Source organism: Gimesia aquarii (genome assembly GCF_007748175.1).
Lineage (GTDB): Bacteria > Planctomycetota > Planctomycetia > Planctomycetales > Planctomycetaceae > Gimesia > Gimesia aquarii_A.
Genome location: NZ_CP037422.1, coordinates 3123507 through 3149957, shown reverse-complemented (window position 1 = coordinate 3149957; position 26451 = coordinate 3123507). Strand labels below are relative to the sequence as shown.

22 protein-coding genes are annotated in these 26451 nt (G+C 42.6%); 10 read left to right on the top strand and 12 right to left on the bottom strand.

Features of this window, described 5'->3' with window-relative positions; translation table 11 throughout:
• Positions 1-276 precede the first annotated feature (276 nt).
• The 3 genes from V202x_RS12100 to V202x_RS12090 all read right to left on the bottom strand — a co-directional run bounded on the left by V202x_RS12100 (position 277) and on the right by V202x_RS12090 (position 2751).
• Positions 277-792 carry an HYExAFE family protein gene (locus V202x_RS12100; RefSeq protein WP_145174869.1) on the bottom strand — a complete coding sequence of 172 codons (516 nt, stop codon included), beginning with the start codon at positions 790-792 and terminating at the stop codon, positions 277-279.
• A gap of 128 nt (positions 793-920) precedes the next feature.
• Complete coding sequence (gene hisS / locus V202x_RS12095) at positions 921-2243, bottom strand: histidine--tRNA ligase (RefSeq protein ID WP_232098958.1); 1323 nt, start codon at positions 2241-2243, stop codon at positions 921-923.
• A gap of 61 nt (positions 2244-2304) precedes the next feature.
• Positions 2305-2751, bottom strand: coding sequence for a YkgJ family cysteine cluster protein (locus V202x_RS12090; protein WP_145174863.1), 447 nt, complete (start codon positions 2749-2751; stop codon positions 2305-2307).
• 566 nt (positions 2752-3317) lie between these two features.
• Between V202x_RS12090 and V202x_RS12085 the strand changes: the two genes are divergently transcribed.
• The 4 genes from V202x_RS12085 to V202x_RS12070 all read left to right on the top strand — a co-directional run bounded on the left by V202x_RS12085 (position 3318) and on the right by V202x_RS12070 (position 7583).
• Positions 3318-4193, top strand: a complete 876-nt coding sequence (locus V202x_RS12085) for a hypothetical protein (RefSeq protein ID WP_145174860.1) — start codon at positions 3318-3320, stop codon at positions 4191-4193.
• A 110-nt stretch (positions 4194-4303) separates the two neighbouring features.
• On the top strand, positions 4304-5155 hold the full coding sequence (locus V202x_RS12080; protein ID WP_145174856.1) for a rhomboid family protein: 852 nt from the start codon (positions 4304-4306) through the stop codon (positions 5153-5155).
• 73 nt (positions 5156-5228) lie between these two features.
• A complete protein-coding gene (locus V202x_RS12075) occupies positions 5229-5840 on the top strand; it encodes a sigma-70 family RNA polymerase sigma factor (RefSeq protein WP_145174853.1) in 612 nt (203 codons plus the stop codon).
• Between the two features lie 48 nt (positions 5841-5888).
• On the top strand, positions 5889-7583 hold the full coding sequence (locus V202x_RS12070) for a serine/threonine protein kinase (protein ID WP_145174850.1): 1695 nt from the start codon (positions 5889-5891) through the stop codon (positions 7581-7583).
• 10 nt (positions 7584-7593) lie between these two features.
• On the opposite strand, the gene V202x_RS12065 is transcribed toward V202x_RS12070, so the two are convergent.
• On the bottom strand, positions 7594-8694 hold the full coding sequence (locus V202x_RS12065; RefSeq protein WP_145174847.1) for a glycosyltransferase family 9 protein: 1101 nt from the start codon (positions 8692-8694) through the stop codon (positions 7594-7596).
• Between the two features lie 328 nt (positions 8695-9022).
• Here V202x_RS12065 and V202x_RS12060 point away from each other — a divergent pair, with 328 nt between their 5' ends.
• A complete protein-coding gene (locus tag V202x_RS12060; RefSeq protein ID WP_145174844.1) occupies positions 9023-9670 on the top strand; it encodes an EF-hand domain-containing protein in 648 nt (215 codons plus the stop codon).
• A 105-nt stretch (positions 9671-9775) separates the two neighbouring features.
• On the opposite strand, the gene V202x_RS12055 is transcribed toward V202x_RS12060, so the two are convergent.
• Positions 9776-10573 (bottom strand): enoyl-ACP reductase, encoded by a 798-nt coding sequence (locus tag V202x_RS12055; RefSeq protein WP_145174841.1) that lies wholly within the window; start codon positions 10571-10573, stop codon positions 9776-9778.
• Between the two features lie 215 nt (positions 10574-10788).
• Between V202x_RS12055 and V202x_RS12050 the strand changes: the two genes are divergently transcribed.
• The 4 genes from V202x_RS12050 to secD all read left to right on the top strand — a co-directional run bounded on the left by V202x_RS12050 (position 10789) and on the right by secD (position 16630).
• Positions 10789-11832, top strand: coding sequence for a type II secretion system F family protein (locus V202x_RS12050; RefSeq protein WP_145174838.1), 1044 nt, complete (start codon positions 10789-10791; stop codon positions 11830-11832).
• Positions 11833-11897: 65 nt separating this feature from the next.
• Positions 11898-13016 (top strand): tRNA guanosine(34) transglycosylase Tgt, encoded by a 1119-nt coding sequence (gene tgt, locus V202x_RS12045; RefSeq protein WP_145174835.1) that lies wholly within the window; start codon positions 11898-11900, stop codon positions 13014-13016.
• Positions 13017-13206: 190 nt separating this feature from the next.
• Entirely contained in the window at positions 13207-13557 is a 351-nt protein-coding gene (gene yajC, locus V202x_RS12040) for a preprotein translocase subunit YajC (protein WP_145174832.1), read from the top strand.
• Positions 13558-13651: 94 nt separating this feature from the next.
• Positions 13652-16630 carry a protein translocase subunit SecD gene (secD, locus tag V202x_RS12035; RefSeq protein ID WP_145174829.1) on the top strand — a complete coding sequence of 993 codons (2979 nt, stop codon included), beginning with the start codon at positions 13652-13654 and terminating at the stop codon, positions 16628-16630.
• 96 nt (positions 16631-16726) lie between these two features.
• On the opposite strand, the gene V202x_RS12030 is transcribed toward secD, so the two are convergent.
• The 3 genes from V202x_RS12030 to tsaB form a co-directional block, all read right to left on the bottom strand.
• On the bottom strand, positions 16727-17953 hold the full coding sequence (locus V202x_RS12030) for an amidohydrolase family protein (RefSeq protein ID WP_145174826.1): 1227 nt from the start codon (positions 17951-17953) through the stop codon (positions 16727-16729).
• Positions 17954-18013: 60 nt separating this feature from the next.
• A complete protein-coding gene (locus tag V202x_RS12025; protein ID WP_144986171.1) occupies positions 18014-18337 on the bottom strand; it encodes a DUF6793 family protein in 324 nt (107 codons plus the stop codon).
• Positions 18338-18591: 254 nt separating this feature from the next.
• On the bottom strand, positions 18592-19329 hold the full coding sequence (gene tsaB, locus V202x_RS12020) for a tRNA (adenosine(37)-N6)-threonylcarbamoyltransferase complex dimerization subunit type 1 TsaB (protein ID WP_145174823.1): 738 nt from the start codon (positions 19327-19329) through the stop codon (positions 18592-18594).
• A 239-nt stretch (positions 19330-19568) separates the two neighbouring features.
• On the opposite strand from tsaB, the gene V202x_RS12015 reads away from it, so the two are divergent.
• Positions 19569-21437 (top strand): chloride channel protein, encoded by a 1869-nt coding sequence (locus V202x_RS12015; RefSeq protein ID WP_145174820.1) that lies wholly within the window; start codon positions 19569-19571, stop codon positions 21435-21437.
• A gap of 20 nt (positions 21438-21457) precedes the next feature.
• On the opposite strand, the gene V202x_RS12010 is transcribed toward V202x_RS12015, so the two are convergent.
• The 4 genes from V202x_RS12010 to V202x_RS11995 all read right to left on the bottom strand — a co-directional run bounded on the left by V202x_RS12010 (position 21458) and on the right by V202x_RS11995 (position 26442).
• Positions 21458-23428, bottom strand: coding sequence for an ATP-dependent helicase (locus V202x_RS12010; protein ID WP_145174817.1), 1971 nt, complete (start codon positions 23426-23428; stop codon positions 21458-21460).
• A gap of 80 nt (positions 23429-23508) precedes the next feature.
• A complete protein-coding gene (locus tag V202x_RS12005; RefSeq protein ID WP_145174813.1) occupies positions 23509-24699 on the bottom strand; it encodes a serine/threonine protein kinase in 1191 nt (396 codons plus the stop codon).
• 211 nt (positions 24700-24910) lie between these two features.
• A complete protein-coding gene (gene accD / locus V202x_RS12000; protein WP_145174810.1) occupies positions 24911-25765 on the bottom strand; it encodes an acetyl-CoA carboxylase, carboxyltransferase subunit beta in 855 nt (284 codons plus the stop codon).
• Entirely contained in the window at positions 25762-26442 is a 681-nt protein-coding gene (locus V202x_RS11995) for a histidine phosphatase family protein (protein ID WP_145174807.1), read from the bottom strand. Before V202x_RS11995 ends, accD begins: the two co-directional genes overlap by 4 nt.
• Positions 26443-26451 lie beyond the last annotated feature (9 nt).

Below are 26451 nucleotides of genomic sequence, written 5' to 3'. Positions count from 1 at the left end.
ATGTTCCGGAGCACAAAACAGGCAATAATTTCAACATGTTATGGAGTCTCAGCATGATCGTTGGAATCGACAGGTCAAAGCATTATGAATACTTTTCAACTTAGTAATTGTATCAGTCTTTCATGAGAACTGCATTAGGAAAAGACCATTCTTGTAAGAATCCACAGTGAAAACTGAGATATCATAAATAAACTGAGATATCATAAATAAGCTGACAAAGCTGATTCAGAGTGTTTCATGATTCTTAAAGCATTATCCTGAAAAATGATAAGATTTTCAGACTCGAATGAGCGCATCTACAGGTTGTCGCACTTCGTGAAAGTCCTGCTGATGAAGAAAAACAGTCTGCCAGCTACGTGATCGCGGTCTCATTTTTAGGCAATATTCATCTATCATAACTAGATAGAAGGCATAAAGACGTTCTTTAAAAGCAAAAAGTCTTTCCAGATTATTGGAAAAAGAATCAATAGGGAGCTCATAAGCAAAAACAAAACCAGAACGAAAACCCTCACCAAAAAGTTGCTGCCATTGTTGAAGCCCCCGAATGTCTTCAATTGTGGCCCAGTTTTCCCAGCGGCGTTTTTTATTATGATCTGCAAAAATTTCGGTTCTCCCTTTGACGTCGATTAATAGATTTGGCCCCTGGTTCGCATAAACAATAAAATCTAGAGACTTAATCGATGAGTCTTGAACCAATGCTCTGCGTTTTTCGTCAACGGCTACATATGGAGCCTTTGACGCACGTAAGTATTCTTCAAAAGCGGCGTCATAATGGTTTCTGCGTAGGACCATATAACTCAGATCTCCTCTATATGAAGCCAGGTATCTGATCGTATGATTATTGTATAGAGGAATGGTGTAAAGGTCTATAGTGGCCTGGGAATTAAGAGTTCGACTTCTTTAAAAATGAGAGCTTTTATTTATGACAGAAGTTGGGTGACGAATTCTAAGAGATCGTCTTCTTTCACAGCGGTTTGAGTTCCTGTCAGCATCTCTTTCACTTGCCATTCTTGATTATCGAATTCATTCGCTCCCGCGGTAATTACGATTTTGAATCCATGGCGATTCGCATACTTGAACTGTTTTTTGATTGCTTTCGTATCGGGATAGACTTCAACATTCAAACCATTCAGTCGCAGTTCACGTGCCAGACGCAAGTACTCAGAAGTATATTTCTGGTCCATTTGAGTGAATAAAATGGGAGCGGGAGTGGAAATCTCGTCTAATAGTTTGAGCTCCTGCATTGCCGCTAATAAACGGTCTAGACCCAGGCTGGCTCCGACACCAGGTAGCTCTTGCGTTGTGAAACGCTCAGCGAGATTATCGTAGCGTCCGCCGGAGCAAACACTTCCGATTTCCGGTAATTGATTCAGAAATGTCTCATAGATTGTGCCTGTGTAATAATCCAGGCCTCTGGCAATCGAAGGATCTAAGACAACTCGTTGATTAGAAATACCTGCGCGTTCTACCGATTGAAATAATTCGCGAAGATATTGCACTCCCTGCTCTCCACAGGCGTTCCCGGAAAGTTGCTGTTCCAGAGAATTCAGGATTTCGGCAGTCGAACCCTGAACTGTGGTGAGGGAAATTATTTTTTCAGCTTGTTCTTGAGTGAGATTACCCTGCTCTCTCATTTCAATCATAACAGCGTCAGAACCGATTTTTGGAAGCTTGTCGAGTGCTCTTAGGATTTCTGTCGATTGTGATTCAAGCTTCAGAGTTTCAAGCAGGCCATTTAAAATCATACGGTTGTTAATACGGATCGTGAAATCCGAAAAACCGATTCGAACCATCAGATCATGGATAATGAATAAGGTTTCAATGTCAGCAGAGTTAGAAGTTGTCCCGATCGTATCGAAGTCACATTGCACAAATTCACGATAACGTCCTTTTTGCGGTCGCTCGCCCCGCCAGACTGTTCCGACATGATAGCGTTTAAAGGGGATTCCTAATTCATTAATATTTTGTGCAGCAAAGCGGGCGAAAGGGACCGTCAGGTCGAAACGCATCGCTACATCGCGCTTTCCCTGTTGAAATTGGAACATCTGTTTGTCTGATTCTGCGCCTCCCTTTCCTGCGAGAATTTCTTTATATTCCAGCGCAGGTGTATCAATAGGACGAAAGCCATAACTTCGATACACTGATTTTGCCGTTTCAATTAGCTGCTCTCTCGGAATCATGGCAGCTGGAAGATAGTCCCGAAACCCATTGAGTGTCCGTGGTTCAATTAGATCTTTTTTCACAGTTATTTACAGACTTTGATCGTGTTTACTTAGTGTATCAGGAAACGTTACGGAACAACTCTTAAACATGGACAACGGGAAGCTTTTGAGAGTGCACACTTTCTTGAGATTTTTTTTGTTTCTTCTTACGCGGAGGCAGTACTGCATGAGCATATTCCCAAATTTGCTCTGGAGTTTCAAATAAACGATCATAAGTTCCGTCATTGTCATATTCACAATCATCTGTCGTGTAAGAGCGACAGATCTTTGGTCGGTCTTCGTAGTTCCCACATCGATGATCGGGGAGAAGATATTTACAATCTCCATAAACCATTAAGAACCAGGAATCCTCATCTACAAAAATTGCACAGTGACCATGCATGATGTACCAACGCATGTGATCAAAGTCTTCCCAGTTTTCAGGAGTTTCGATCGGTAAGGCAAAATAGCGACAACAGCGCGCTGTACAATAGCTGCATAAAACTTCTCCTGGTTTGAGGTCAGATCGTTTTACTTTAACCGTTGACATTGTTGTTTCCTTGATGAACTTAAAAATGGTCTGATATCTACCAAACCTGAGTATATTCTGAGTATTTTATAAGAAATCTCACCAGAAATTGCACTCAATCGAAGTGTAGAAAATCTTGCTTTTCAATTAGAATCGATAATCAACTGCAGGCAATGTTTTCAATGGGATACTGTTCAGAGTCTGTATTTGGACCAGTTTTATGATTCATATTTATCGATTTTGCCGATTATCCAGTAAGGATAAGGTGTATAATCTCGGTTTCTCCTTGACCCCGATTTGTAGAGGGACTTATCATTAAATAATGATATGATTGGTTTTTTGTGCTCTTTTTTTACTGTGATTTTATTAATCTCCGATCACAAGAATAATTAATTCTACACGATTTATTTTCGTTCTTATTGCTGCATCAGGTCGATGTAATAGACAAGATGGCTTTCGTTTTCAATTCTTTAGATAGTCTTGTGTTGAAACAGAGAAAATACTATTGAAAAAAGTAAAAGTTTCATTCGCAAGATAATACCACGAGGCATTAATCACTCGTTTGCTTTCAACAAGGTTTCAAGAAAATGCATAAATCTGGAGTAGTGTTTGTTTGGCTCATTGCTGCCACGGCTGTAGGAGCTGTATTGTTGACATCAAAGATGCTGGATGTCCGCGGCAGTTGGTTGAAAGCGGTTGAAAAAAACGCAGAGCAAATTCAAAAGAATAAAGTAGAAATTGAAGCTAAAGAAGAAGAAAGCAAAACACTTCGAGGTGAATTAACTCGTTTGATGCTCGGCTGGGATCGCTACTGGGATGCCAACGTGACAGTCGCCAATCAGCAGACAGGGGCGATTCAGGTCAATATCGGTGGAAATCAGGGATTAGGCAGTGCCCAACAAGGTGATAATCCTGCTGCACAGCCGATCATTTTTGCATTCCAGCCAGATCAGAGCAAGCCCAGTGGGGTTGCATACGTGGGAGCATTTCGAGTGAGTGCTTTGGAAGCCAATGGGGCGCAACTCATTCCCGTCGCTCCTCCTCAACCAGGTGAAGTAACGACTTGGAAGAATGGTGGTTGGCGATTAAGGGCACTCGTACCTCCCAACTATATTTCTACATTGGTAACCTTGCGTGATGATTTAGTAGAACGCGAGCAGCAACTCAAGCGAAAACAAGATCGCATACAAGATTTAAATCGATTATTAGTGGCTGCAAAAGAACGGCTGGATGCTAGGATAAGCGAACTGATTGGTTCTGAGAACGCACCTCAGGAACAAGCCCTTCCGGTCGAGTTAAGAATAGGACTGGTTGCAGGGTTGGAAGTAGAAGAACAAATGCGAAACCAGGAATTTCAGGAAACCGATAAGCTGAGACGCGATCTGTTAAGAGTCTATAAAACACAACAGTCGTTGATACAAGAAGTCAGTGAACTTACTAAGCAGCTTCCAACAAAAAAATGATAATCATCCTGTGAGTTGTCTGAATGGCTGCTCCTCAATAGCATGGAAGGTGGGCGTTTGCTCTCGGAACGCTGTGAATTAAGTAATGTCAAGCAAGGATCGATTCGACAATGGGGATTGAGAGCCGGGATTATCTGCGACATGAAAGTGGTGGGGGAAGTTTCAATTCTTTCAGAATGGCTTCTGGTGGCTGGGCCATCAAGTATTTGATTATCGCTAATGTCGTTGTGTTTCTTGTAGAATGGAATTCTCCTCGTGTTATAGAATTTCTGGCTTTAGACCGAGAGTCTATTTTTGCTTCCTTCCAAATCTGGCGATTTGTCACTTATGGCTTCTGTCACTCTCTGAGTGGTTTGGGGCATATTTTCTTTAATATGTTTGTGCTCTGGATGTTTGGACGCTCAATTGAACCCATCTTGGGATCACGTGAGTTCTTGGTGTTTTATTTGATTGGCGTTGTGATCAGTGGTATTTGTCATATTGCCATCAGCGGCGCACCCGTCATTGGAGCCTCTGGTGGTGTGATGGCTGTTGTGTTTCTGACAGCCATGTATTTTCCTCGCATGACCGTGTTATTGATGTTTATTTTACCCATTGAATTGCGCTGGTTAGCTGTGCTTTACGCATTGGTTGATGTCTTTGGGGTTCTTAATCCAGGGGGAGATGGTGTTGCTCATGTTGCACACTTAGGTGGTGCTGCATTTGGCATTGCTTATAAGTACTTTGGCTGGAACTTGTCGAGTAATTTCAATACCAAATGGAATCAATTAAAATTGAAACGCTCCGTCAGAAAGAGTAAGTTACGTGTCTACTCCGAGCCTGATACTAATTTGTCAAAAGCCAGATTAGATGAAAAAGTGGATGCGATTCTTGAAAAGATCAGCCGGGAAGGCGAAGCAAGTTTGACCGATCAAGAACGTGCATTGCTCAAAGAGGCCAGTAGCAAGTACAAGAAACGATAACCTGTTCCAGCAAATTTCTATCTAATTCAAAGCGATAGTGGGTTGCAGACTGAATTGACTCCAGGGATCACGCATGGCTCAATCACAAATTGAAGTTTTGATTCAGCGAGCAAGATCAGGAGATTGCTCTGCAGAAAATGAATTGCTGCAAAAATGCCGTGCTTATGTTTCTTTGATCGCACGTGCTCAAATAGAAGGTTGGATGCATACAAAATTTGATGCTTCCGATTTAGTACAACAAACATTATTGGAAGCACATCAGGGACTTGCGCGTTTTAAAGGACAAACAGAGGCCGAATGGCTGGGTTGGTTAAGAGGCATCTTGAACCACAATACACTGGACTTCGCCCGAAAATACCAGGGAGCCGCTAAACGCAATGTCAGTCGAGAAGTTTCGATTGATCAGGCTGGTGGGAATTCTGATGACTCAGCCCAACATGGATGGGAGTTGAAAGACGAAACAGAAACTCCAAGTCGAATTCTGTTAAATCGTGAGCAGGAACTTTTGATGGCTGATGCAGTGTCACAGCTTCCCACAGATTATCAGGAAGTAATCATGTTACGAAATTTGCAGAGACTTTCATTTAAGCAAGTCGCTGAAAGAATGAATCGTAGCCCGGGAGCGGTCCAAATGCTTTGGCTACGTGCACTAAATCAGCTGCAAGAACATTTGGAAAGCGTCTAAACTTTTTACTCACCTGAATTGCTACAGGCTAGTTTTGAAATAGAGAGAATGTTAGATCCCGTGGCAAATGAGCAAGAAAATCAATCGGAACAGTTAGTTGAGGTATTGAATCAATACCTCGAATATTTACAAGCCAAAGATCAGGAAAGTTGTCATAGTCTACAGGCAGTCAATCCGGAATTAAAAAAGTTAATGGCCTGCCTGGATTCACTGGAGTGTTTAGCTCCCGATAGCGAAAATTCCAGTCAACAAAATCAAACTTCAGAGCCAGAAGACCCCACGCTCTTATTTTCCAGTCCGAATCTGAAACCGTCTGTCCCTCAACTGATCACCGAGTTCGGGAAATATGAACTCCTGGAAGAACTTGGTCGCGGTGGCATGGGGGTCGTTTACAAAGCACGTCAGAAAGATTTAAACCGTATCGTTGCCTTGAAGACCATTTTAAGTCATCAGTTTGCATCGGAAGAGGAAGTACGCCGTTTTTATCTGGAAGCACAAGCAGCGGGTAGACTACAGCATTCCAATATTGTTGCCATCCACGAAGTCGGGCAATATTTGGGACAGCATTATTTTACAATGGACTATATATCAGGAAACTCATTAGCAAACATAAAACTAAAACCGGAAACGTCACACGATCAATTTTATCAGATTGCATCATTGATGCAGCAGGTTTCTCGCGCAGTTCACTATCTACATTCCAAAGAGATCATTCATCGTGATTTAAAGCCATCTAATATATTAATTGATGAGAACGGTGCGGCATATGTAACCGATTTTGGGCTTGCAAAGGTATTTGATCTGCTACAGGAAAACTCTGCCAGTGAAGTTCAAACACAAAGTGGCATGATTGTAGGAACTCCCAGTTATATGTCACCAGAACAGGCTGCGGGTCAGTTAGCCAACATTTCTGCTCGTAGTGATATTTTTTGTCTAGGCATTATACTTTATGAACTTTTGACAAACGTCTCTCCTTTCAAACAGAATACCCCATTAGATTCTTTAGTGTATGTAATTGAAGGTGAACCCCCTCTACCCCACACTCTAAATGCCAAGATTCCTCATCAATTGGAATTGATCTGTCTGAAATGTTTAGAGAAAGATCCGGAATTACGTTATCAAACTGCATCAGAATTAGCCGATGAATTGGAGCGTTTTATTGCTGGGGAACCAATTCATGCTCAACCAGCCGGATTCAAACAGAAATTTCAGCGCTGGTTTCGCAGGCAACCAGCTTTAGCCTCTCGGTTGTCTGCTATCGTTTTGTCTGCTGGAATTATTCAAACGGTATATTCAACACAGGGAACCGATTTCAATTATCATTTCAAGATTATGACAATTTTTTGTCTTTGGGGAATTTTAGCTCTGTTCTTTCAATGGGGATTAGATCATCTGAAAAATAAGGGAAAAGTCCGTTTTTGCTGGGCTGCAGCAGATGTTTCTTTATTGACCGGCTTATTGATTCTGGTTGATTCTCCCATTGGCATCTTGTTAATTGGGTATCCGATGCTGATCGTTGCAGCCGGACTGTTCTTCTATGTCAGATTAGTCTTTTTCACTACCACGCTTTCGATGCTTGCTTTCGCCATACTTGTATTTCTTAGACCAGAATTAACAGAGTTGTGGCAATATCCCGTGATTTATGCTGTGGTTTTGGCAATCTTGGGAACGATTACTGCTTATCAGATTTTTCGTGTCAGAGTATTAAGTCGGTATTATGAGCTTCGTCGTCCAGAAAGATAGATGAAAGCAATTATGCTGCTTTCCCTGATTTTTGAGAAGTGTGTTTGGAAATCAATCGAAATAAAGCCTGACAGACTCGGCCGATTTCCAGTTCTTCCATACAGCACAAGTTTTGAGGGCCTCGTTTAGGGCAACGTTTATTATAGCTGCCAGCACACTCCACATTGGTTGAGACTAGTTCGTGTTGATCACCAGGAGGTCCTGAGCGAAGCGAACTTGTGCAAGTGAAGATTCCGGTTACTGGAGTGCCTAGTCCTGCGGCAAGGTGCATGGGACCAGAATCGTTTGTGAGTAGAAAATCAGATTCTGTGAGTACGGCGGCCAACTGCTTGAGTGTAGTTTCTCCTGCCAGGTTGATGATACGACCTGTGGGTACAAATTTATGCAAAAGTTGCTGAATTTGATTAGTCAGTGGTCGTTCATCAGCTGTCCCCACAAGAACCACATTGCAGCGAAAGCGACGGATCGCTTTTGCACCTACGGCTGCAAAGCTCTCTGGCGGCCAGCGTTTTGTGATCCATTGGGCACCAGCATGAATGGCGAGGATCGGAATCAGATTGTTCTTACGATCGAGTTTACTTTTTGCCCAGGTAGTATCTTCATTGCTAAGAATAAGGCCAGTTTGTCGTTGAGTTTCGCCGAATCCTAAAGCATCGGCTACGCGCCAATATTTTAAATAAGCGGGGACAAGTCGCCCTGTATCAGGGATGGTCAGGTTGTAGGCTAAGTGCGAACCTTCGCGCGCTGCTTCGATTCCAATTCTCCAGGGAGCACATGTGGAAGCTGTCATGATTCCGGTTCTCAATAAGCCTTGAAGATCAAGCACTAGATCAAACTGGCGTTGTTTAAGTTCTTTCAAAAAACGCCACCAATAGCGAACGGAGCTGCGCCGACTGAAGGGAATCACATGGTCAATATTTGGATGCCCTTCGATCAGATTAGCAAAACTGTTGCGAATGACCCATGAAATCTCTGAATCAGGAAATCGTTCACTGAGTACTGACAAAATAGGAAGGGTCTGTACAACATCACCCAGCGCACTAGGCTTAATCACGCAAATGCGTTTGGCTTCAATTTGATTTAGTTGAGAGATGGAATACTTTGAACTCATCGTGTTTGATTTTGAGCTACTATTTTTGATTTTGTTTGAGGCTACCTTATTATCAAGTGCGGCATGATAGTGGGAGAACAGGAATTGAGGCAATATCAGCTTTTTATTTCGTCTCCCATAATTTTAACTCTTCAGCTTAAAAATAGGTGTTTTTCTAGTTGAAGCGCCTGAATTTCTTTCCAATTACTATATAGTTAAGCAACAAATTCTCCTTTTTTTTGAGAAACTGCGAAACCAATGATTTTCATGTGAGTTTGATCTCTTAGTAAAGTGAAACAGAAATGGGAATGATCCCTTGACCCTTAAGTGTGAACGAGGAGTTATCTTAATGAGAGTAAGACTAATGCAGATATCAACATTTGTCTTGGGAGTTGCTGTTTTAACTGGGACTTCAGCGACTCAAGCTGAAGAAGGTAAAAAGGGAGAACGCCCCAATCGTGAACAAATACTCAAAAAATTTGATAAGGATGGTGATGGAAAGTTAAACGAAGAAGAACGCACTGCTGCGAGAGAGGCACGTGGTAAAGGGAAAGCAGCTAAGGGAGCTGGTGGCAAGGGCAAAGGCAAACCAGGTTTTAACCGTGAAGAAATGATCAAAAAATTTGATAAGAACGGTGATGGAAAATTGGACGAATCAGAACGTGCGGCAGCAAAAGCTGCACGAGGAAAAATGGGCCAAAAGGGGCCACGTATGAGTCGAGAAGAAATGGTTAAAAAATTCGACAAAGATGGTGATGGGAAGTTAAGTGAAGCCGAGCGAGCTACTGCTCGTAAGTCTCTGGGTAATCAGCAAGGCCGTCGTCGTGGTGGAATGACTCGAGAGCAATTCATCAAGAAGTTTGATAAAAATAGTGATGGAAAACTAGACGAATCAGAACGTCAGGCTGCGAGAGCAGAAATGATGAAGAATCGTCCTAAAGGGGCAGCCGGTAATAGAGCGAAAGGAAAAGCAGGAAGAAAAAACAAGAAAAATTGAGAGTGATGACAGGTCACTGAAACATTACTTTGGTTACATTGGTAGCTCAGTGATGTGAACGAAAAAGCCGACTGAATCAGATTCAGTCGGCTTTTTTCTGCAATACTAGGTATCTTCCGCTACGATTTCTTTGTCAAAATAATTTGTACCCATTCCTGCATCAATGACAATTCCCTGGGATGTAATACCTGAGGAACGCGGGCTCATTAAGAATGCAATGGTATCGGCTACTTCTTTTGTTTGGACCGCTTCTTTACGAAGTGTTGCCTTTTCTGCAAATAAATAGCTGTCGACATATCCGGGGATTCCTGCTGATGCCGATGTTTTGAGTAATCCTGGACAGACGGCATTAAAGCGAACTTTCGAAAAATTGGAAAACGATTTCGAAAGAAAACAAACAGAGGAATCTAAAGCTGCTTTGACCGGAGCCATGTAACCATAATTTTCTGCAGCCATACGAGTCGTCGAAATTGAGACCGTAACGACGCTCCCCTGTTCTGGATCAAGGAGCTTACTGAATGCATTTGAAAGTGCGATGAAAGAAAAGCAGGAAATATCTACAGCCTGTAAAAAAGCACTTCGGGGCGTCTGATGAAAGGGAAGCCAGCCTGCTGAATAGTCGGCAAACGCGATCGAGTGTACCAAACCATGAATGGTGTCATATTTTTGGCTGATTTCGGAATGTAATTGATCGATTTCCTGCTGATGTTCAACATCGCAGACGTAAGTCGGTGCCTGCTTTAATAAGTTCTTTAATGATTCTTTTCTTGTATCAGACCGCACAATATAGATCACTTCAGCTCCAGCTTCTTCCAAAACTTTCCCTGACTGATATGCAACGCTTTTTCGGTTGGCTACTCCAAAAATAAGAATACGTTTGCCTGCCAATTCCAAAAAGTCCATCAATCTTACTTCCGAGAAAAATAAATATAAACAAAACCGGTATATCCAGCGTGTTAGCCTCAATACACGTCATTTACTCTGACAAATTTCATTTTTTTTCGCAATGTGGAATAGATTGTCACTCTCAGATAAGTGGCAATTCGCAATAATGAATGTTATGTCGGAAGGTATCTGACGGCCTGCAAATTCTCAATAGTTCTCAGAAGGTGGGATTCATGTTTCAGTCACGAGTTTCCTTGAAATCGTTGGCTCTTTTATGTCGATCGCTCAGTACGATGTTGGAATCCGGAGTATCGATCACGAAATCATTTGAATTGGCAGCGAAAAAGATGGGGGACCGTCGTTTGCAGCAGTCAATTCGTGATATCGCTACGGAATTGAAATCGGGTATGGATGTGACTTCGGCAATGCGTAAACAGGGGACATATTATCCCGAATTACTGGTCAATATGGTGAGCGTTGCCGAGCAAAGTGGTGGCCTTCCTGAAGTGTTGAAAGCACTTGCTGAGCATTACGATCATCTGCTCCAAATGCGAAAAAACTTTACAAGGCTCATCGCATGGCCTGTTTTTCAATTTGTCGTTGCAATCCTGGTGATTGCCTTGATGATTCTTATCTTAGGACTTCTTGCTAGTGGACAAGGTGGAGCACCCATTGATGTTTTGGGGTTGGGATTGTCTGGCCCCAGCGGAGCTATGATTTGGTTGACATGTACGTTCGGATCAATTTTTGCGTTGTTTGTAGCATATCAAATCATGGACCGCCTGATCGGAGGCAAACAATATTTTCACAGCTTGTTTCTTAAAATTCCGGTATTGGGGGGATGCATGCGATCATTTGCGATTGCGCGATTTTCCTGGGCTTTTGCACTCACTCAACAAGCTGGCATGAATATTCTTGATTCGCTGGATGCCAGCCTGAAAGCAACCGGAAATGGGGCATTTATTCGCGAAATACCACGCGTCAATGGTGCTGTCAATGATGGAGAGCACCTCACGGATGCATTAGCGGAAACGAGACTATTTTCAGATGAATATATTCATATGGTTAATGTGGGGGAAACATCGGGAACCGTCCCTGAAACTCTGGAGCGATTAAGTCCCCGTTTTCAGGAAGACGCACAGCGGAGTCTGGCAACATTAGCGGCAGTTCTGGGTTGGCTAGTCTGGGCTCTTGTGGCCGCTTTTATCATCTTTGTTGTATTCAGGATCGCTTTTTGGTATTTGGGAATACTCAACGACGCCTTAAACAATATCTGAGCTATTAGCTACTTGTTTATTTCTAGTGTCATCAACCGTATTTAGTACCGATTAGAAAAGTAAAAGTGTCCCATTTTCATTTTGAACTGATTCATAGCGATTCAAAAACTTCAGCACGAGTGGGACGCTGGCATACGCCCCACGGAATTGTGGATACTCCAGCTTTTATGCCTGTCGGGACTTTGGCATCGGTAAAAGGCTTATTGCCAGAGCAACTAAAACAGGTCGGAACCCAGCAGGTATTAGCAAATACTTACCATTTGGCATTACGTCCCGGGGCAGAGATTGTTGAAGAGATGGGAGGGCTTCACGAGTTTATGAACTGGGATGGGCCAATTCTGACGGACAGTGGTGGCTTCCAGGTCTTCAGTCTGGCCCAACTTACAAAAATGGATGATGACCAAGTTGTGTTTCGTTCACATATTGATGGTAGTTTATTTGAATTGTCACCGGAAAAAGCGGTGAAGATACAAGAGCAACTCGGTGCAGATTGTATTATGTGTCTTGATGAATGTCCCCCGCATGATGTTCCTTCTGAAAAAATGTTAGAGGCCGTAGACCGAACCACAAATTGGGCAGCAAGATGCCGAGATGCACAGAAACGTGATGATCAGGCCCTGTTTGGGATTGTGCAAGGAGGAACTGACCAGATGATGCGGGAAAGATCTGCTTCTGGATTGCTTCCTCTGGAATTTCCTGGCTATGCCATTGGAGGCTTGAGTGTAGGAGAGAAACCTGAAGATATGTATTCTACGCTTGATTTTACGACTCCGATGTTGCCCGTCGAAAAACCTCGTTATCTGATGGGGGTGGGACGTCCTTCTGATCTGATTGAGGCAATTATACGTGGTGTCGATATATTTGATTGTGTGATGCCTACTCGAAATGGGCGGAATGGAATGGCATTTACCAGCCAGGGACGCGTCAATTTACGCAATCAAAAACATGCGAGAGATCCGAGCCCTTTGGACCCTGAATGTGACTCACCAGGATCACAGAATTATAGCCGCGCTTATTTGCGGCATTTATTTATGTCACGAGAGATGCTGGGGCCAATTTTGATCTCCCTCCATAATATTGCCTTTTATCAAAAATTGCTGCGAGATTTGCGACAGGCAATACTCAATGATCAAGTTGAGGAGTTTAGGGCGGTTCACCTTGCCCGTTGGAACGCATCTTTCTAAGATACAGCTTGCAACATTGCTTGATAACTCCTGAAATTATTTAGGTTTGGGCCGATTTTGGCTCAGTTGTTGGATGAGCATGCTTCAAAATGACATATGTCTTTACTTGTATGTTTAAATATGTGTTTCCTTAAGTGTTTAATTCATATTACTTTAAGGAGATTCATTTGCAGCCTTGGACGAGAACGAAATGAATTTATTACTTACAACGTTATATTTATTGGCCGAAGAAGCACCTGCCAAAGATGCCCCTGCTCCTCCCCAAATCATTCAGTTTTTACCCATCATTGCCATTGTGATCTTCTTTTACTTGATCATGTTTCGTCCGCAGCAAAAAGAACGAGCTCGTCGCGAGAAGGCATTAGGCGAATTGAAGAAAAATGATCGTGTCGTGACCATTGGGGGAATCATTGGTACGATTGCCAGCATTGCTGAAAACGAACAGGAAGTGGTAATAAAAATAGATGATAATTCGCGCCTGAAAGTCCGTCGAAGTGCAATTCAAGGACTTTATGAAGAAGATAAAAAAGATTCAAAATAGCTTTACAGTATCTGGCGCAGTAAACGCCAGTTTAAACCTTCATTGCCGAGTGAATCGGCCCATATAAAAATAGTATAGTTTTGGGACTAATTGAATGACAGGGATTGATTTCCACTCAGCAGGATTAATTGCTGCGGAAGTAGCCGATAATGCGACATCAAAAGTATCAGGATGGTATATCCTGCTCGTTATTTTTGTCGTGTTTGTTTTACCTTTCATCTTGGGAGTCATAATCGCACGTGCTCTTAAACTGAAGGAATTCTCTCGGAAAATTGGCCTGGTACTATTTACGGCTGTCATTGCTGCTACTCCCTTCATTTGGCAGATTGCTAATGGTAATGATTGGCGTAACGCGATCCGGCTGGGAATCGACCTTGCCGGTGGTTCAAACATGGTTTTCGAAGTCGACGAAGCCGGAAGTGAAAAAGAACTTTCGAATGATGTAATGGATCAAATGGTGGGAGCCATTGGACGTCGTATTAATCCTTCTGGTACGGAAGAAGTGACAGTCCGCAAAGTGGGACAAAACCGGATCGAAGTGATTGTTCCAGGAGCAGACACGGAAGATGTTCAACGGATTAAATCACTCATTACACGTTTGGGAAGTCTCGAATTTGATATCGTGGCGAATCGACGTGATCATGCTTCTATTGTCGCGCGTGCATTAGAGAGTCCCGGAAAAGATATTCGCGATGGCCAGGGACGTGTGATTGCCAGTTGGCGTGAAGTTAATGGCGATGATTCCTACACCGAGGATCAGATGGTATCTCGTCCGATAACGCGAGAAGATGGTACTCAGGGTGAAGAAGTACTAGTCATTATTGAACCAAATGAAAACAGACGTGTCACAGGAAAATATTTGGTACGTGCGCGACAGTCAACAGATCAGAATGGTGCCCCTGCAGTCGCATTTACATTTAATGCGCGAGGAGGAACTCTTTTTAGTCAGCTAACATCCAAAAATCGTCCTAGTAAGGATGGATTCCACCGGCATTTAGCTGTGCTGCTGGATGGTAAAGTCCAGTCTGCACCACGTTTAATTACTACGATTGGTTCTGAAGGTCAAATTACAGGTCGCTTTACACAGAAAGAAATTTCTTCCCTGTTAAATGTTTTAAATGCGGGGGCATTGGAAGTTCCTTTAAAACCAGAACCGGTTTCCGAATTTTCCATTAGTCCTCTTTTGGGAAGTGATGTTCAGGAGAAGGGAAAACAGGCAATTATTATTGCTGCAATTGCCGTTATTGTATTCATGCTGATTTACTATCGGTTTGCCGGTGTCGTAGCCAATATCTGCCTGACTTTGAACTTGTTACTAGTGATGGGCTGTATGTCGTTCATCGACGCGACATTTACACTACCTGGTCTGGCAGGCCTTGTATTAACCATTGGTATGGCCGTCGATGCCAACGTATTGATTTTTGAACGAATCCGCGAAGAGAAATCTCGAGGATCAAGTTTAAGAATGGCAATTAATAATGGTTTCGCGCGAGCTTTCACTACGATTATCGATGCCAACCTGACCACGCTGATTGTAGCAGTCGTGTTATATATTATTGGTACAGATCAGGTACGAGGATTCGCTGTCACGCTCTTTATCGGGATTGTGATGAGTATGTTTACTGCTCTCTATGTCGGTCGTCTCATTTTTGATGTTTTTGAGCGAAAGCGATGGATTAGCGATCTGAAGATGATGAGTATAGTCGGAAATACAAATATTGATTTTATCAACAAAAGAAAGATTGCAGCTTTTTTCTCAGTGCTGCTGATCTTGATTGGAATGGTCGTTGTCTCCTCGCGAGGTAAAGAAAATTTTGATATTGATTTTACCGGCGGGACAATGGTGACATTCGAATTTGAAGATAAACAGGAAATTGACACCATTCGAGGATTACTACAAAAAGAGTTTGGGAATAGTCTCACACTCGAACAACTGCAACTATCAAACGATCCAGGTTCTGAAGGACGATATTTCCGTTTACGAACCACGTTAAATGATGCTGATATTGAAAATGAAGGTACCAAAGCAACGGACTCAATTAGAACAAAGCTAGATAAAGCATTTGAAGCTTCTGCTCAAAAGTTACGAAAAGTGACGATGGATTTCGGAGAAATCAAGAAGCTGGAAGGTAGTGAGAATTCTCCAGCGGGTTCAGAAGTTGAACTTACTTTTAGTGGTGATTTGAAAACGTCAACTGTCGAAACGTATCTGAAAGAAGCCATTGCATCCATCGAGAATACCGATGGTTCGGAAAAGTATGAGCGAATTCCTGAGATTCAATTGAGTGGGGTCACTTCCGATTCAAAAGAAGGTGATACAACAGCCGAATCAAATCGTTTTAAAAAGATGATGGCTCAAGCCGGTCCCGATTTGCTGACTGATGATTTAAAAACAGCTTTAGTTGCAATGCAAGAAGTAATGGCAACCACAGCGATTCTGGACGAAGTCAATAGTTTTGACAGTTCTGTGGCGAGTGAGATGCAGGAGTCTGCAATCCTGGCTATGTTGATCAGTTTGGTCGCGATTGTGGCCTATATCTGGTTTCGATTCCAACGAATTACATTTGGTCTCGCGGCAGTTGTTGCTTTAATTCATGATGTGCTTGTCGTTTTAGGATTGGTGGCGTTGGGAGCTTATTTGAGCCATACTCAATTAGGACTTCTAATGGGTTTGAATGATTTTAAAATTAACCTGCCTATGATTGCAGCGTTTCTGACAATTGTTGGTTATTCATTAAATGACACCATTGTGGTTTTCGACCGTATTCGAGAAGTACGCGGCAAGAACCCTGCTCTGACCACTACGATGGTAAATACCAGTTTAAATCAGACAATGTCACGAACTTTGCTTACATCAATCACAACCTTAATCGTAGTCTTGATTCTATACGCCATAGGTGGTGAAGGAATTCATGGCTTTGCTTACTGTCTTGTCTTGGGTGTGATTGTTGGTACTTACAGCTCTATTTTCATCGCCAGCCCTGTATTAGTCTGGCTGATGAATCGTCCTGGAAGTGCAACTGCACGTGCAACTCAGCAAAGTGAACGGCAAACAAGCGTTAGTAACAGCTGATTGCGAGAAAGAAATAATTCACCGGGAAACATCAAAATGGCGAGCCTGAGATTATATTCAGGGTCGCCTTTTTTACGCCTCTTTAAATACGTGGTCTCAGCGTACTTTTTGGCCTTCTACAAAGACTGATTCGACGGAACCGGGGAATGTGATTCCTTCAAAAGGAGACCAACCGCATTTGGTTTTCATGTCCTTGCGCTGGATTGTAATCGGCTCTTTCATGTTAAGCACGGTCAGGCTTGCTGTATATCCAGCTTCGATTTTTCCGAACTTCTTAGGAGCGACATAAGGATTTACAAAGTTTCCGGGGTTTTCAGAACAAAAGCTAGCCGCTTGCTGTGGGGAGAAATTTTGATCGAGTATCAGCCAGGTCACAAACGCACCGTAAGTATCCAGGTGAGGTTGTCCTGAAACCCCCTGCTCGTTTTCGTCCAGAGTATGGGGAGCATGGTCGGTAGCGAGATAATCTAAAGTCCCATCACGAAGTGCATCCAGCATCGCGTGACGATCTGAAATGGTACGCAATGGTGGATTCATTTGCATTTTTCCACGGTTTTGATCAGTTAGATCAGATTGATCAAAATACAAATGATGGGGGGTTACTTCACAGGTGACATTTACGCCACGGCTTCTCGCTTCCCGAATTAATGGTAACCCTTCACCTACCGAATAATGGCATAATTTTCCTTTGAGATCATACTTTTCAATCATTTGGAGAGCAAATCGTGTCGCGGAAACTTCACATTGCGGGGGTCTTCTCTCTTCATGCGTGGCTGCAACAGCATGTTCTTCTAGTAAAATAGGATCTTCACAATGAAAGCTTACGTTAGCGCCGCGATAATGAGAAAGGGTTTCATCAAGTTGCTCCAGAGTCTTGAAATAAAGATCTCCAACGCTGGGTCCCATATACGCTTTATAAGGAACTGCAAATGAAAGTGGTTTTGTTCCCGGTCCGATGCCTGCATAAAGCGTGAAATGAATTGTAGGATTTCGTTTTTCCAGATGTAGCACCTTTTCTCGGTAGCTTTCATCTGTGATAGGTGGAACAGGATTATTGGGCATGTCAGCAACATGTACAACACCACCATTAATTGCTGCAGCACTTGCGGTACAAAAATCTTCTTTATAGGTTTGAGATTCGCCAATATCATCTCGGGCATGGATATGGATATCACCCATGCCAGCAAAAATAAGGCAATGCTCTGAAAAAGAGAAATCTGCTTTACCCAGGTTTGAGCCTACCTCAACAATCCGATCGTTTTCGATCCGAATTTGGTTGTTCCCTGTGCCTGAAGAACTGACGAGAGTTCCTTGTATGATCATCGAATTGAAGTCATTCCACTGTTGCTAGTATAGTATTAAGTTGAGAATTAGTCTGGAAGGCTACCAACCAACTGACATATTGGTTTCGATTGCCAGTTGTGCCTCATGCAGATCAGACCCTGTATCTCGCATATAAAGTCTGATGGCATGTACTTTATCACCTGAGGCACGGAAAAGACATTCACGAGCCATATCACAAGGTTCAGTGTGCCCTTCAATACCTAGCAGACGCTTTGAAATGACCCACATATCACGAGGACGGCGAGTGACCCTCAGAATCTCATCTTCGGGATAATTCTCTTGAGCAGCATTTTCCGCTTCCTCTTGAGTATTTGCCCAACCCACCATGATATGAGCGTTTGTTTCAATCTCATAAAGAGCCATAATTCAACTCCAGTCTGAAGAATGGGAAAAGTGAAAAGGTAACGAGTGACGAGGAAAAGAAGACTCTCGCAAGTTTGTCATGGTAGTATATAAACTCGTAAGTCTGAAATCGAACATTTTCTTATCTCATATTATAGCCAACGAAGATTCGGTGTGAGAGTGTGTTCTTGGAATTGTTTCGAGAAAATGAGAAATCTCAATTTATTAACTGTTTTTCGTGCTATTTATCACAGATCATATTGTAGAGACAGGGTTTATTGATAATTTTCGTTGTCATTTTTTTGCTGGGCGTCCCATTTTTCTTCGGCCGCACTTTTTCTCAGATAAAAAGGGGTTAGATCCCATACCTCATTGAGGGAAGCGTATTCTGCAGGCTGAGATTTCTGTAGGATTTGAGCTGTAATCAGCGAGATTTTTGATGCAGTCGGATTTCTATATTCTGGTTGTAATATCCGACACTCTGGTAGCAATGAGGTCTGCAGTAACTCGATTCCAGGACCGTTGATTGTATCTTTTGGTTTCAGACTATGGCAGAACCTGTCGATTTCCCATAATGCAATCTCAGAACTTCTCTGCCACTGATATTCTGAGATTTTTACATACTTGCCAACAAAAAGATCGCCTCGTTGTGCGTTGGAAATCACGTAGGTTTCGCTAATTTCAGGCGGGCAATTGAGGGCAATTGCTTCAAATGTATCAATTCCGATTACGGGACAACCGGTTACGTATGCGAATGTTTTTGCGAAAGTGGCACCAATTCTTAATCCCGTAAAGCTGCCAGGTCCTATGCTCACTCCAATGCCGGTAATTTGGTCAGGACTTAATTCCAGTTGATTTAATACTTTTTTTACTTCAGCGACCAGAGTTTGCGCGTGTTTTCGTCCCTGTTGCTGTAATTTATTTTGCACAATTTGCTGGGCAGAACTGAGGATCGCAATTGATCCACTTCGTTCTGATGTCTCGATACCTAAATAAAACTGGGAATTTTCCACGTTGACTCAAACAAAATATATCGAAATGGAGATGCAACTCCGTTAAAACCCTGTAAAGTATGACAAACTCCTTTGAGGTCGCCAAGTCGCTAATGGACTGTATAGCTGAGTCTGAAAAATAAAAAAACAGTAAGATTTGATCAAGCCTGTAGTTCAAAAGTGAAACGCCACAAATTTCTTATAGTATTCGTAAGAATTTTTCTCACGACAATAACGTCTGTTTTTATTGTAAACTAAAAATGATATCTATTAAAAAATTGAGTTCTCTACTCAGATTCTTTGATCTGAGGACTAGTGGCAAATGGTTTGTTCTTTCCTGTCTGATTGGAATTGTAGCAGGTCTTGGGGCAATCACCTTCGATGCCCTGATTCAGTTTGTCGAACATTATTCTCTTGTTTCTATTGCTGGCTTTGATGATCCACAAACAATCGGCGAACATACTATATTTGAAACCGAAGGAAACGAGGCAATCTTTTCGCCTTGGTTAGTGTTACTGATCATTACCTTAGGAGGATTGGCTTCAGGTGTTATCGTCTACAATTTTGCTCCGGAAGCAGAAGGCCATGGAACAGACGCTGCGATTGACGCCTTTCATACGAAACGTGGAATTATTCCTCTCCGTGTTCCGATTGTCAAAACGATTGCTTCCGCGCTGACTTTGGGAACAGGAGGGTCTGGCGGACGCGAAGGACCAATTGCACAAATCGGTGCTGGTTTTGGTTCCTGGGTAGCATCCGCTTTAAAGCTTTCAGAACGCGATCGTAGGATTTTACTGGCGGCGGGAGTCGGTGCAGGTATTGGAGCGATTTTTCGTGCTCCTCTGGCGGGAGCGTTATTCGCCGCAGAGATTCTCTATAGTGACGCTGATTTCGAGTCTGATGTCATTGTTCCTGCAGCGATGTCTTCTATTATTGCTTACTCCGTCTATTGCCTTTCATTACCGGCGGACCTCCAATTTTTACCTCTTTTTGGTAATGGCTTACATCATAGTGTTGATTCTCATGGAGAACTAATTCCCTACACGATTTTGTCAATTATCCTTAGCCTCTCTGCGGCATTTTACGTTAAGACATTTTATGGCACGGCCGGGTTATTCAAAAAATTACCAATTAAGCCTATGTTTAGGCCAGCGATCGGGGCCTTTTTAACTGGGTTGGTTGGTATTGGGATGTATTATCTTTACGGCAAGGATGTGCGTGCATTAGCAGTTTTGTCAACGGGATATGGTTTTCTCCAAGATGCATTGACTTCTGCAAAAAGTTTGGGGATTCCCCTCTTGCTCTCTATTGCCTTTGTGAAAATATTTACGACATCGTTGACGATTGGGTCTGGAGGCTCTGGAGGCGTTTTTGGCCCATCTATGATTATTGGTGGTTGTGTAGGTACGGCAACGGGACTCTTTTTTCAGCAGCTTTGGCCTGATTTAATCACACAACCAGAAGCATTTGGCCTTGTTGGAATGGCTGGTTTCTTTGCCGGGGCTGCGCATGCACCGATATCGACGATTATTATGGTTTCTGAAATTACTGGGAATTATGCGTTGCTATTACCGACCATGCTCGCGTCAACATTGTGTTTTGTACTCTGCCAGAAAGTGCATCTCTATCAAAAGCAGTATCCCAGTCGACTTGACTCACCCGCGCATCGTGGGGACTTTCTAGTTGATGTTCTTGAAGGTAGTCGCATTTCGGACGTATTTGATCCAGGAAGAAAGATACAGTTAATTCCTGAATCCAAATCATTGGATGAAATCGTACATTCCCTGGCTGGAACTCAGCAACATTATTTTCCTGTGATTGACAAGGAAGGAAAAATGGTCGGAATTTTTTCTGAGGATGATGTACGGGCTTATTTGTATGATGAGACTATTTGGAAGTTGGCTCTAGCACGTGATATCATGAAACCCGATTTTGCGAAGATCAGCCCTGATGATGATTTGAATACAGCTTTACAACGATTTACTGCGATCAATGTCGAGGCATTACCTGTTGTAGATCAGAATGACCCCGGAATTCTGCTGGGAATGCTCACTCGTAAAGAAATGATTGGTTATTACAACCAGCAATTAATAAAACATAAACGGGCTCATGTAGAGAATTCCAACTAGAGAGCATGTCTGAAAATCCTTCAATCTTCCTCAGTGCTTTGCATTTCAAATAGAAATCGAGATGGAAGTGTGGGTTGCTTTTTCCCCCACTTGGTTCGTGTGGCAGCGCGACTTAAGGTTAAGTAGTCTTGTGCACGAGTGATGCCGACATATGCGATCCGTCTTTCTTCTGCAATCTCGGAATCAGTTCCCTCTACTGAGCGTTTATGCGGCAACAGGCCTTCTTCCATGCCTACTAAATAAACCCGGGGAAATTCAAGTCCCTTAGCACTATGCAAAGTCATCAACTTGACCGCATCTTGAGCCAGCTGATCTTCTTTTTCGTTCAAATTATCTCGGTCTCCTAATGCCGTTTCTTCTAGAAAACCGATTGGGGTAGGATTACTGGTTCGCTGACAGTATTCTTTGATTGATTCAATAAATTGTTCCAGAACGACGATTCTCGCCTGTTGCTGCTCTGATGTTTTATATTGTTTCTTTATTTCCGATTCATAATCAATCTCTTTAATTAAGTCCTGCATGATTAATGCAAGATCAGCAGGTTTTCGATTCAAACGTGAACGATATTGTTTTAGCAGATTATGAAATCCATCCAAAGCCGTACACGCACGGCTGCTGAGTTCATTTGATTTTTGTGCTGAGGCAACTGTACCCCAAAAATGGTTTCCTTCTTTCACAGATTGGTTTACGAGTTTTTCGATCGTACTATTTCCAATTCCACGTGCAGGAGTATTAATAATTCTTAGCATGGATAGTTCATCATGCGGAAATGCTAGCGTTTTCAGGTATGCTAATAAATCGCGAATCTCACGACGATCAAAAAATGACTGACTACCAATAAGTTGATAACGTACATTGGTACGACGAAATTCTGTTTCAAAAACTCTCGGTTGTTCATTCGTACGAAAGAGAATCGCAAAATCACGTAAGGGAATATCTTGAGATTCGTGTAGATATCGAATTTCACCAACCACTTTTTCTGCTTCGGTTAGTTCATCAGATAGTTCGAGAAATCGAACGGGTGAACCCTGTTTTTTATGTGCGATTAATTGTTTTTTGTGTCGATCACGATTATGGGAAACAAGACGATTGGCAAGATCTATAATTTTGTCTGTACAACGATAGTTGTTTTCAAGTCGTACTACACTTGCACCAGGGAACTGTTGTTGAAAACCAAGAATATGCCGTACTTCAGCTCCACGCCAACCATAAATAGATTGGTCGTCATCGCCGACAACGCATAGGTTTTGATGCGGCTTTACAAGTGCACGAATCAGATTGAATTGGGAGAGATTTGTATCTTGATACTCGTCAATTTGAACATACTCGAACTTACCCTGGCTTCTCTCCAGCACTTCGGGAAACTTCGAAAAAAGTTCATTCGTCAACATTAATAAATCATCAAAGTCTACAGCGCCGCTTGATCGCAGTTTGGTCTGGTATTTTCGATATGCCATTGCGGCCAGAAAGTCAAAATCATTTTCGGTATAGTTCGTTGCTTCTTCTGGTGTAACATTAGACATTTTCCAGCCGCTGATACGCGTAAGCAGATCACCAGGACGCAGGATTTTGTCAGTGACCCGTATATCTCTTAATGCAGAACGTGCCGCAGATTCTTGATCTCCCCGGTCATAAATGACAAACTTTTGAGGATAGCCCAGCAGGGAAATTTCTTCTCTCAGAATGCGAACACAGAGCGAATGGAATGTGGAAATAGAGGGCTTGGCTGACTGTCTTTTTCCCAATAGATCTGCTGTTCGCTCCTGCATTTCGCGCGCTGCTTTATTTGTGAATGTAACCGAGAGTATTTTATCCGGCGAAACACCGTTTCGAATGAGTTCTACCATGCGATAAGTAATCACCCTTGTTTTGCCAGTACCTGCTCCGGCTAAAACGAGAAGTGGTCCTGTGAGTGTTGTGGCTGCTTCACGCTGGGCTGCATTGAGTGATAACAAATGCTGAGATTGGTTCGAACTGGGAGAAAGTGGCATGAACTTCATCAATTGGTAAAATATGAAACAAACATTAAATCTATATCATCGTCCGATTATCAGCATTAGATGATTTGATTTCAGATCGTCTCGTCAGGATTCTTAGGAATAGGTTTGGAAGAAGTTTTTTTCTTTGGTGGACGATTGGATTTTACAGCGGGATCCTGAGCTTGTTGTTCTTGTTGATCTGAGAGTACCGATGATTCTACTTCTGGGGGTGTTTGATCCTGACGCAAATCAAAAGAATCAGTGGTTTTATTTTTCTTTTTAGATTTACGGCGCTGATTTGCTCTATGAGTTGGTTTGTCAGAAACGCTTCTTTTTCTTTTGGGTTTTGAAGAAGCTTTTAGAGTAAAGTGATCGGTCTGAAGTGATTGAGTTGTCTTTGATTCAACAAGTTTTTGATTTACCTTTAATGCGGCTCTCAGAGGTTTTAACATATCTTCAATGGTTTGCCAGCGATCTTGTGGATAAAGCTCCAGTCCTTTCATGATCGCATCTGCCACTTGTGGATTGAGATCCGGCAGGAGTTGTTGAATATTTTCTGGTGGAGTGTTGATGTGTTGCAGAACTGCGTCCAGAGTTTCTGCTGCTTCCCAAGGTAATCTTTTAGTGAGCATCTCGTAGCATGTTACGGAGTAAGAGAAGATATCTATTTTCTGGCTAGTTTTTTGGCGTTTGATGAGTTCCGGAGCCATGTAAGCTGCAGTTCCCGTGCGGTTTCCTGGTTGGAGAAAGGGAGCTGTATTCGGAACGACTAATCCAAAGTCAATCAGCTTTAATTCGTGGTCATTACTTACCAGAATATTTCGCGGACAGATATCCCTATGAATCCAGTTTTCTTCATGGAAATGCTTAATAGCCTCTCCGAGCTGAATCATATATTTCAGGCAATTCGTACGCATATCCTCATTTTGTGCTTCTACCAAAAAACTAAGGCTATAGCCTTCAACGAATTCCATAACCAGGAATTGTTCACCTTCGGTTGTAAGACCATGCTCAAAAGTTTTAACAATATGAGGATGATTTAGCTGAACAGCAATTTCTCCTTCTTTTGGTTTATTCAGTCCGACAAAACGGGATTCGAGTTCCAATGTTTTTTGCTTATGCAATACTTTAAGAGCCACAACTCTTCCAGATTGTGAGTCCCTGGCCCGCCATACTTTGGACATGCTTCCCTGCCCTACGCGTCCAATCAGTTCAAAGCGTTTTTTAATGTTAACGCGAGGTGTTTTGGGCTCTTTTGAAAAGAATCGATTAAGAAAATTCATGCATCCACCAGATGGCAAGGAGTGGATTCAGGATCATTCCGAATCCTAAGCTCATAAGAAATTAATCAGCCCAACTCAGATAGTATAATTGGCTTTGTAAGCAGACGCAAAGCGGGTGCTACCAAAAGCGCTGGATTCTAAACCTGAAGTTTCACCAGATTAGTGGTAGCTTAGAGTATTATTTCAAAATAAAGTGAGTTTCCACCTCAAATCAGACGCAATAATCGATCAGGCGTGCCAATTCAGACCGAAGTCGGGGTCTGGAGATAATACGATCAACAAACCCATGTTCAAGGAGAAATTCACTAGTTTGAAAACCGTCAGGGAGCGTCATTTTTACTGTTGCTTGTACAACACGTGGGCCGGCAAAGCCTACTAGAGCCTTTGGCTCAGCGACGACAATATCTCCTAGAGAAGCGAAGCTGGCTGCAACGCCTCCCATTGTCGGGTTTGTTAATACTGAGATGAATAGCCCTCCCCTTTCCTGAAAGCGTCCTAATGCTGCTGAGACTTTTCCCATTTGCATCAAAGAGAAAATTCCCTCGTGCATACGTGCACCGCCTCCAGACCCACTAATAATAATCAGTGGAAGTTTCAATTCAGTCGCGCTTTCGATTGCGCGAGTCAGTTTTTCTCCTACAACAGAGCCCATACTACCCATGATGAAAGAGGAGTCTGTGATACCAACAACGAGGGGGCGGCCTCGCATATATCCGCGTCCTACGACACAGGCATCTTTCATTCCCGTTTTCTTCTGTTCAATGACGAGACGATCTTTGTATGTTTTATTCTTATCTGCAAATTCTAATGGATCGCCTGCAGTTAAGTCTGTAAACCATTCTTCAAAACTATCTGGGTCAAGTAGTTGCTGAATACGGGTGTAGGCAGAAATGTAAAAATGATGATCACATTCGGGACAAAGTCCTAATCCTTGTTCAACCTGTTTTCTGAAGACCGTTGCGTTACATGATGTACAGCGTAACCATAAACCTTCTGGAACGCCTCGCTTTGGACGGGAAGAATGGCTTAACCATGAATCGATGTTAGACTTGGGCGTAGAACTCATTTTATTTGGCCTCCTCGAACTGCCACTTTTTGTAATGGAGGTTCGTTATCTTCATGCGCCCCCTTCTGTAGTGATTGATCGTCAGGGCTTATTTGTGTTAAATCACTTTTTTTCGGAGGTGATTCAATAATTTCAAATAATTCATCCTGACAAGATCGACCATTTTGCTCAAATGAGATCTGTTCTTCGTTATTATTTCGTAAGATGTTGGAAATAATTGAAGCTAGAGGCTCTGAAGCGACAATCGCAAAGTTTTGTTTCTTTTTTAAATACTTCTGAAGTGTCTTTTGGACCCGCTTTACTGCTTCGGATGCTAATTCTCCTTCCGGAGGACATACCGTTTCGGGAGATTCGGCCCATTGTTTGAAAAGTTTGGGGTATTTTCGGCGAACTTCTTCATATTCGAGACCCTGCCAGAGTCCTTGATTCAGGTTTTTCAACCCTGATTTCTCTTTTACGGGGACGCCGAGATTCTCACCTAATAGTTCAGAAGTTGAGAGTGCAGGTTCGGAAGAAGAGGTAATGATGGTCTCAATACCAAAATCTTCAATTTTCGACACGAGATTTTTAACTTGTTCTTTCCCTTTTTCGTTCAGGGGAAGGTCCAAGGTTCCTTGAATCCGCTCATCTCGATCAAAGTCAGTACAACCAGGACGGATAAGTACCACTGTTGGCATTGTTTTTAG

Excerpts from the sequence above, each read along its gene's own strand:
- V202x_RS12100 (WP_145174869.1), bottom strand. The coding sequence starts at position 792 with ATGGTCCTACGCAGAAACCATTATGACGCCGCTTTTGAAGAATACTTA.
- V202x_RS12090 (WP_145174863.1), bottom strand. The coding sequence starts at position 2,751 with ATGTCAACGGTTAAAGTAAAACGATCTGACCTCAAACCAGGAGAAGTT.
- V202x_RS12085 (WP_145174860.1), top strand. The coding sequence starts at position 3,318 with ATGCATAAATCTGGAGTAGTGTTTGTTTGGCTCATTGCTGCCACGGCT.
- V202x_RS12080 (WP_145174856.1), top strand. The coding sequence starts at position 4,304 with ATGGGGATTGAGAGCCGGGATTATCTGCGACATGAAAGTGGTGGGGGA.
- V202x_RS12075 (WP_145174853.1), top strand. The coding sequence starts at position 5,229 with ATGGCTCAATCACAAATTGAAGTTTTGATTCAGCGAGCAAGATCAGGA.
- V202x_RS12070 (WP_145174850.1), top strand. The coding sequence starts at position 5,889 with ATGTTAGATCCCGTGGCAAATGAGCAAGAAAATCAATCGGAACAGTTA.
- V202x_RS12065 (WP_145174847.1), bottom strand. The coding sequence starts at position 8,694 with ATGAGTTCAAAGTATTCCATCTCTCAACTAAATCAAATTGAAGCCAAA.
- V202x_RS12060 (WP_145174844.1), top strand. The coding sequence starts at position 9,023 with ATGAGAGTAAGACTAATGCAGATATCAACATTTGTCTTGGGAGTTGCT.
- V202x_RS12055 (WP_145174841.1), bottom strand. The coding sequence starts at position 10,573 with ATGGACTTTTTGGAATTGGCAGGCAAACGTATTCTTATTTTTGGAGTA.
- V202x_RS12050 (WP_145174838.1), top strand. The coding sequence starts at position 10,789 with ATGTTTCAGTCACGAGTTTCCTTGAAATCGTTGGCTCTTTTATGTCGA.
- yajC (WP_145174832.1), top strand. The coding sequence starts at position 13,207 with ATGAATTTATTACTTACAACGTTATATTTATTGGCCGAAGAAGCACCT.
- secD (WP_145174829.1), top strand. The coding sequence starts at position 13,652 with ATGACAGGGATTGATTTCCACTCAGCAGGATTAATTGCTGCGGAAGTA.
- V202x_RS12030 (WP_145174826.1), bottom strand. The coding sequence starts at position 17,953 with ATGATCATACAAGGAACTCTCGTCAGTTCTTCAGGCACAGGGAACAAC.
- V202x_RS12025 (WP_144986171.1), bottom strand. The coding sequence starts at position 18,337 with ATGGCTCTTTATGAGATTGAAACAAACGCTCATATCATGGTGGGTTGG.
- V202x_RS12015 (WP_145174820.1), top strand. The coding sequence starts at position 19,569 with ATGATATCTATTAAAAAATTGAGTTCTCTACTCAGATTCTTTGATCTG.
- V202x_RS12010 (WP_145174817.1), bottom strand. The coding sequence starts at position 23,428 with ATGCCACTTTCTCCCAGTTCGAACCAATCTCAGCATTTGTTATCACTC.
- V202x_RS12005 (WP_145174813.1), bottom strand. The coding sequence starts at position 24,699 with ATGAATTTTCTTAATCGATTCTTTTCAAAAGAGCCCAAAACACCTCGC.
- accD (WP_145174810.1), bottom strand. The coding sequence starts at position 25,765 with ATGAGTTCTACGCCCAAGTCTAACATCGATTCATGGTTAAGCCATTCT.
- V202x_RS11995 (WP_145174807.1), bottom strand. The coding sequence starts at position 26,442 with ATGCCAACAGTGGTACTTATCCGTCCTGGTTGTACTGACTTTGATCGA.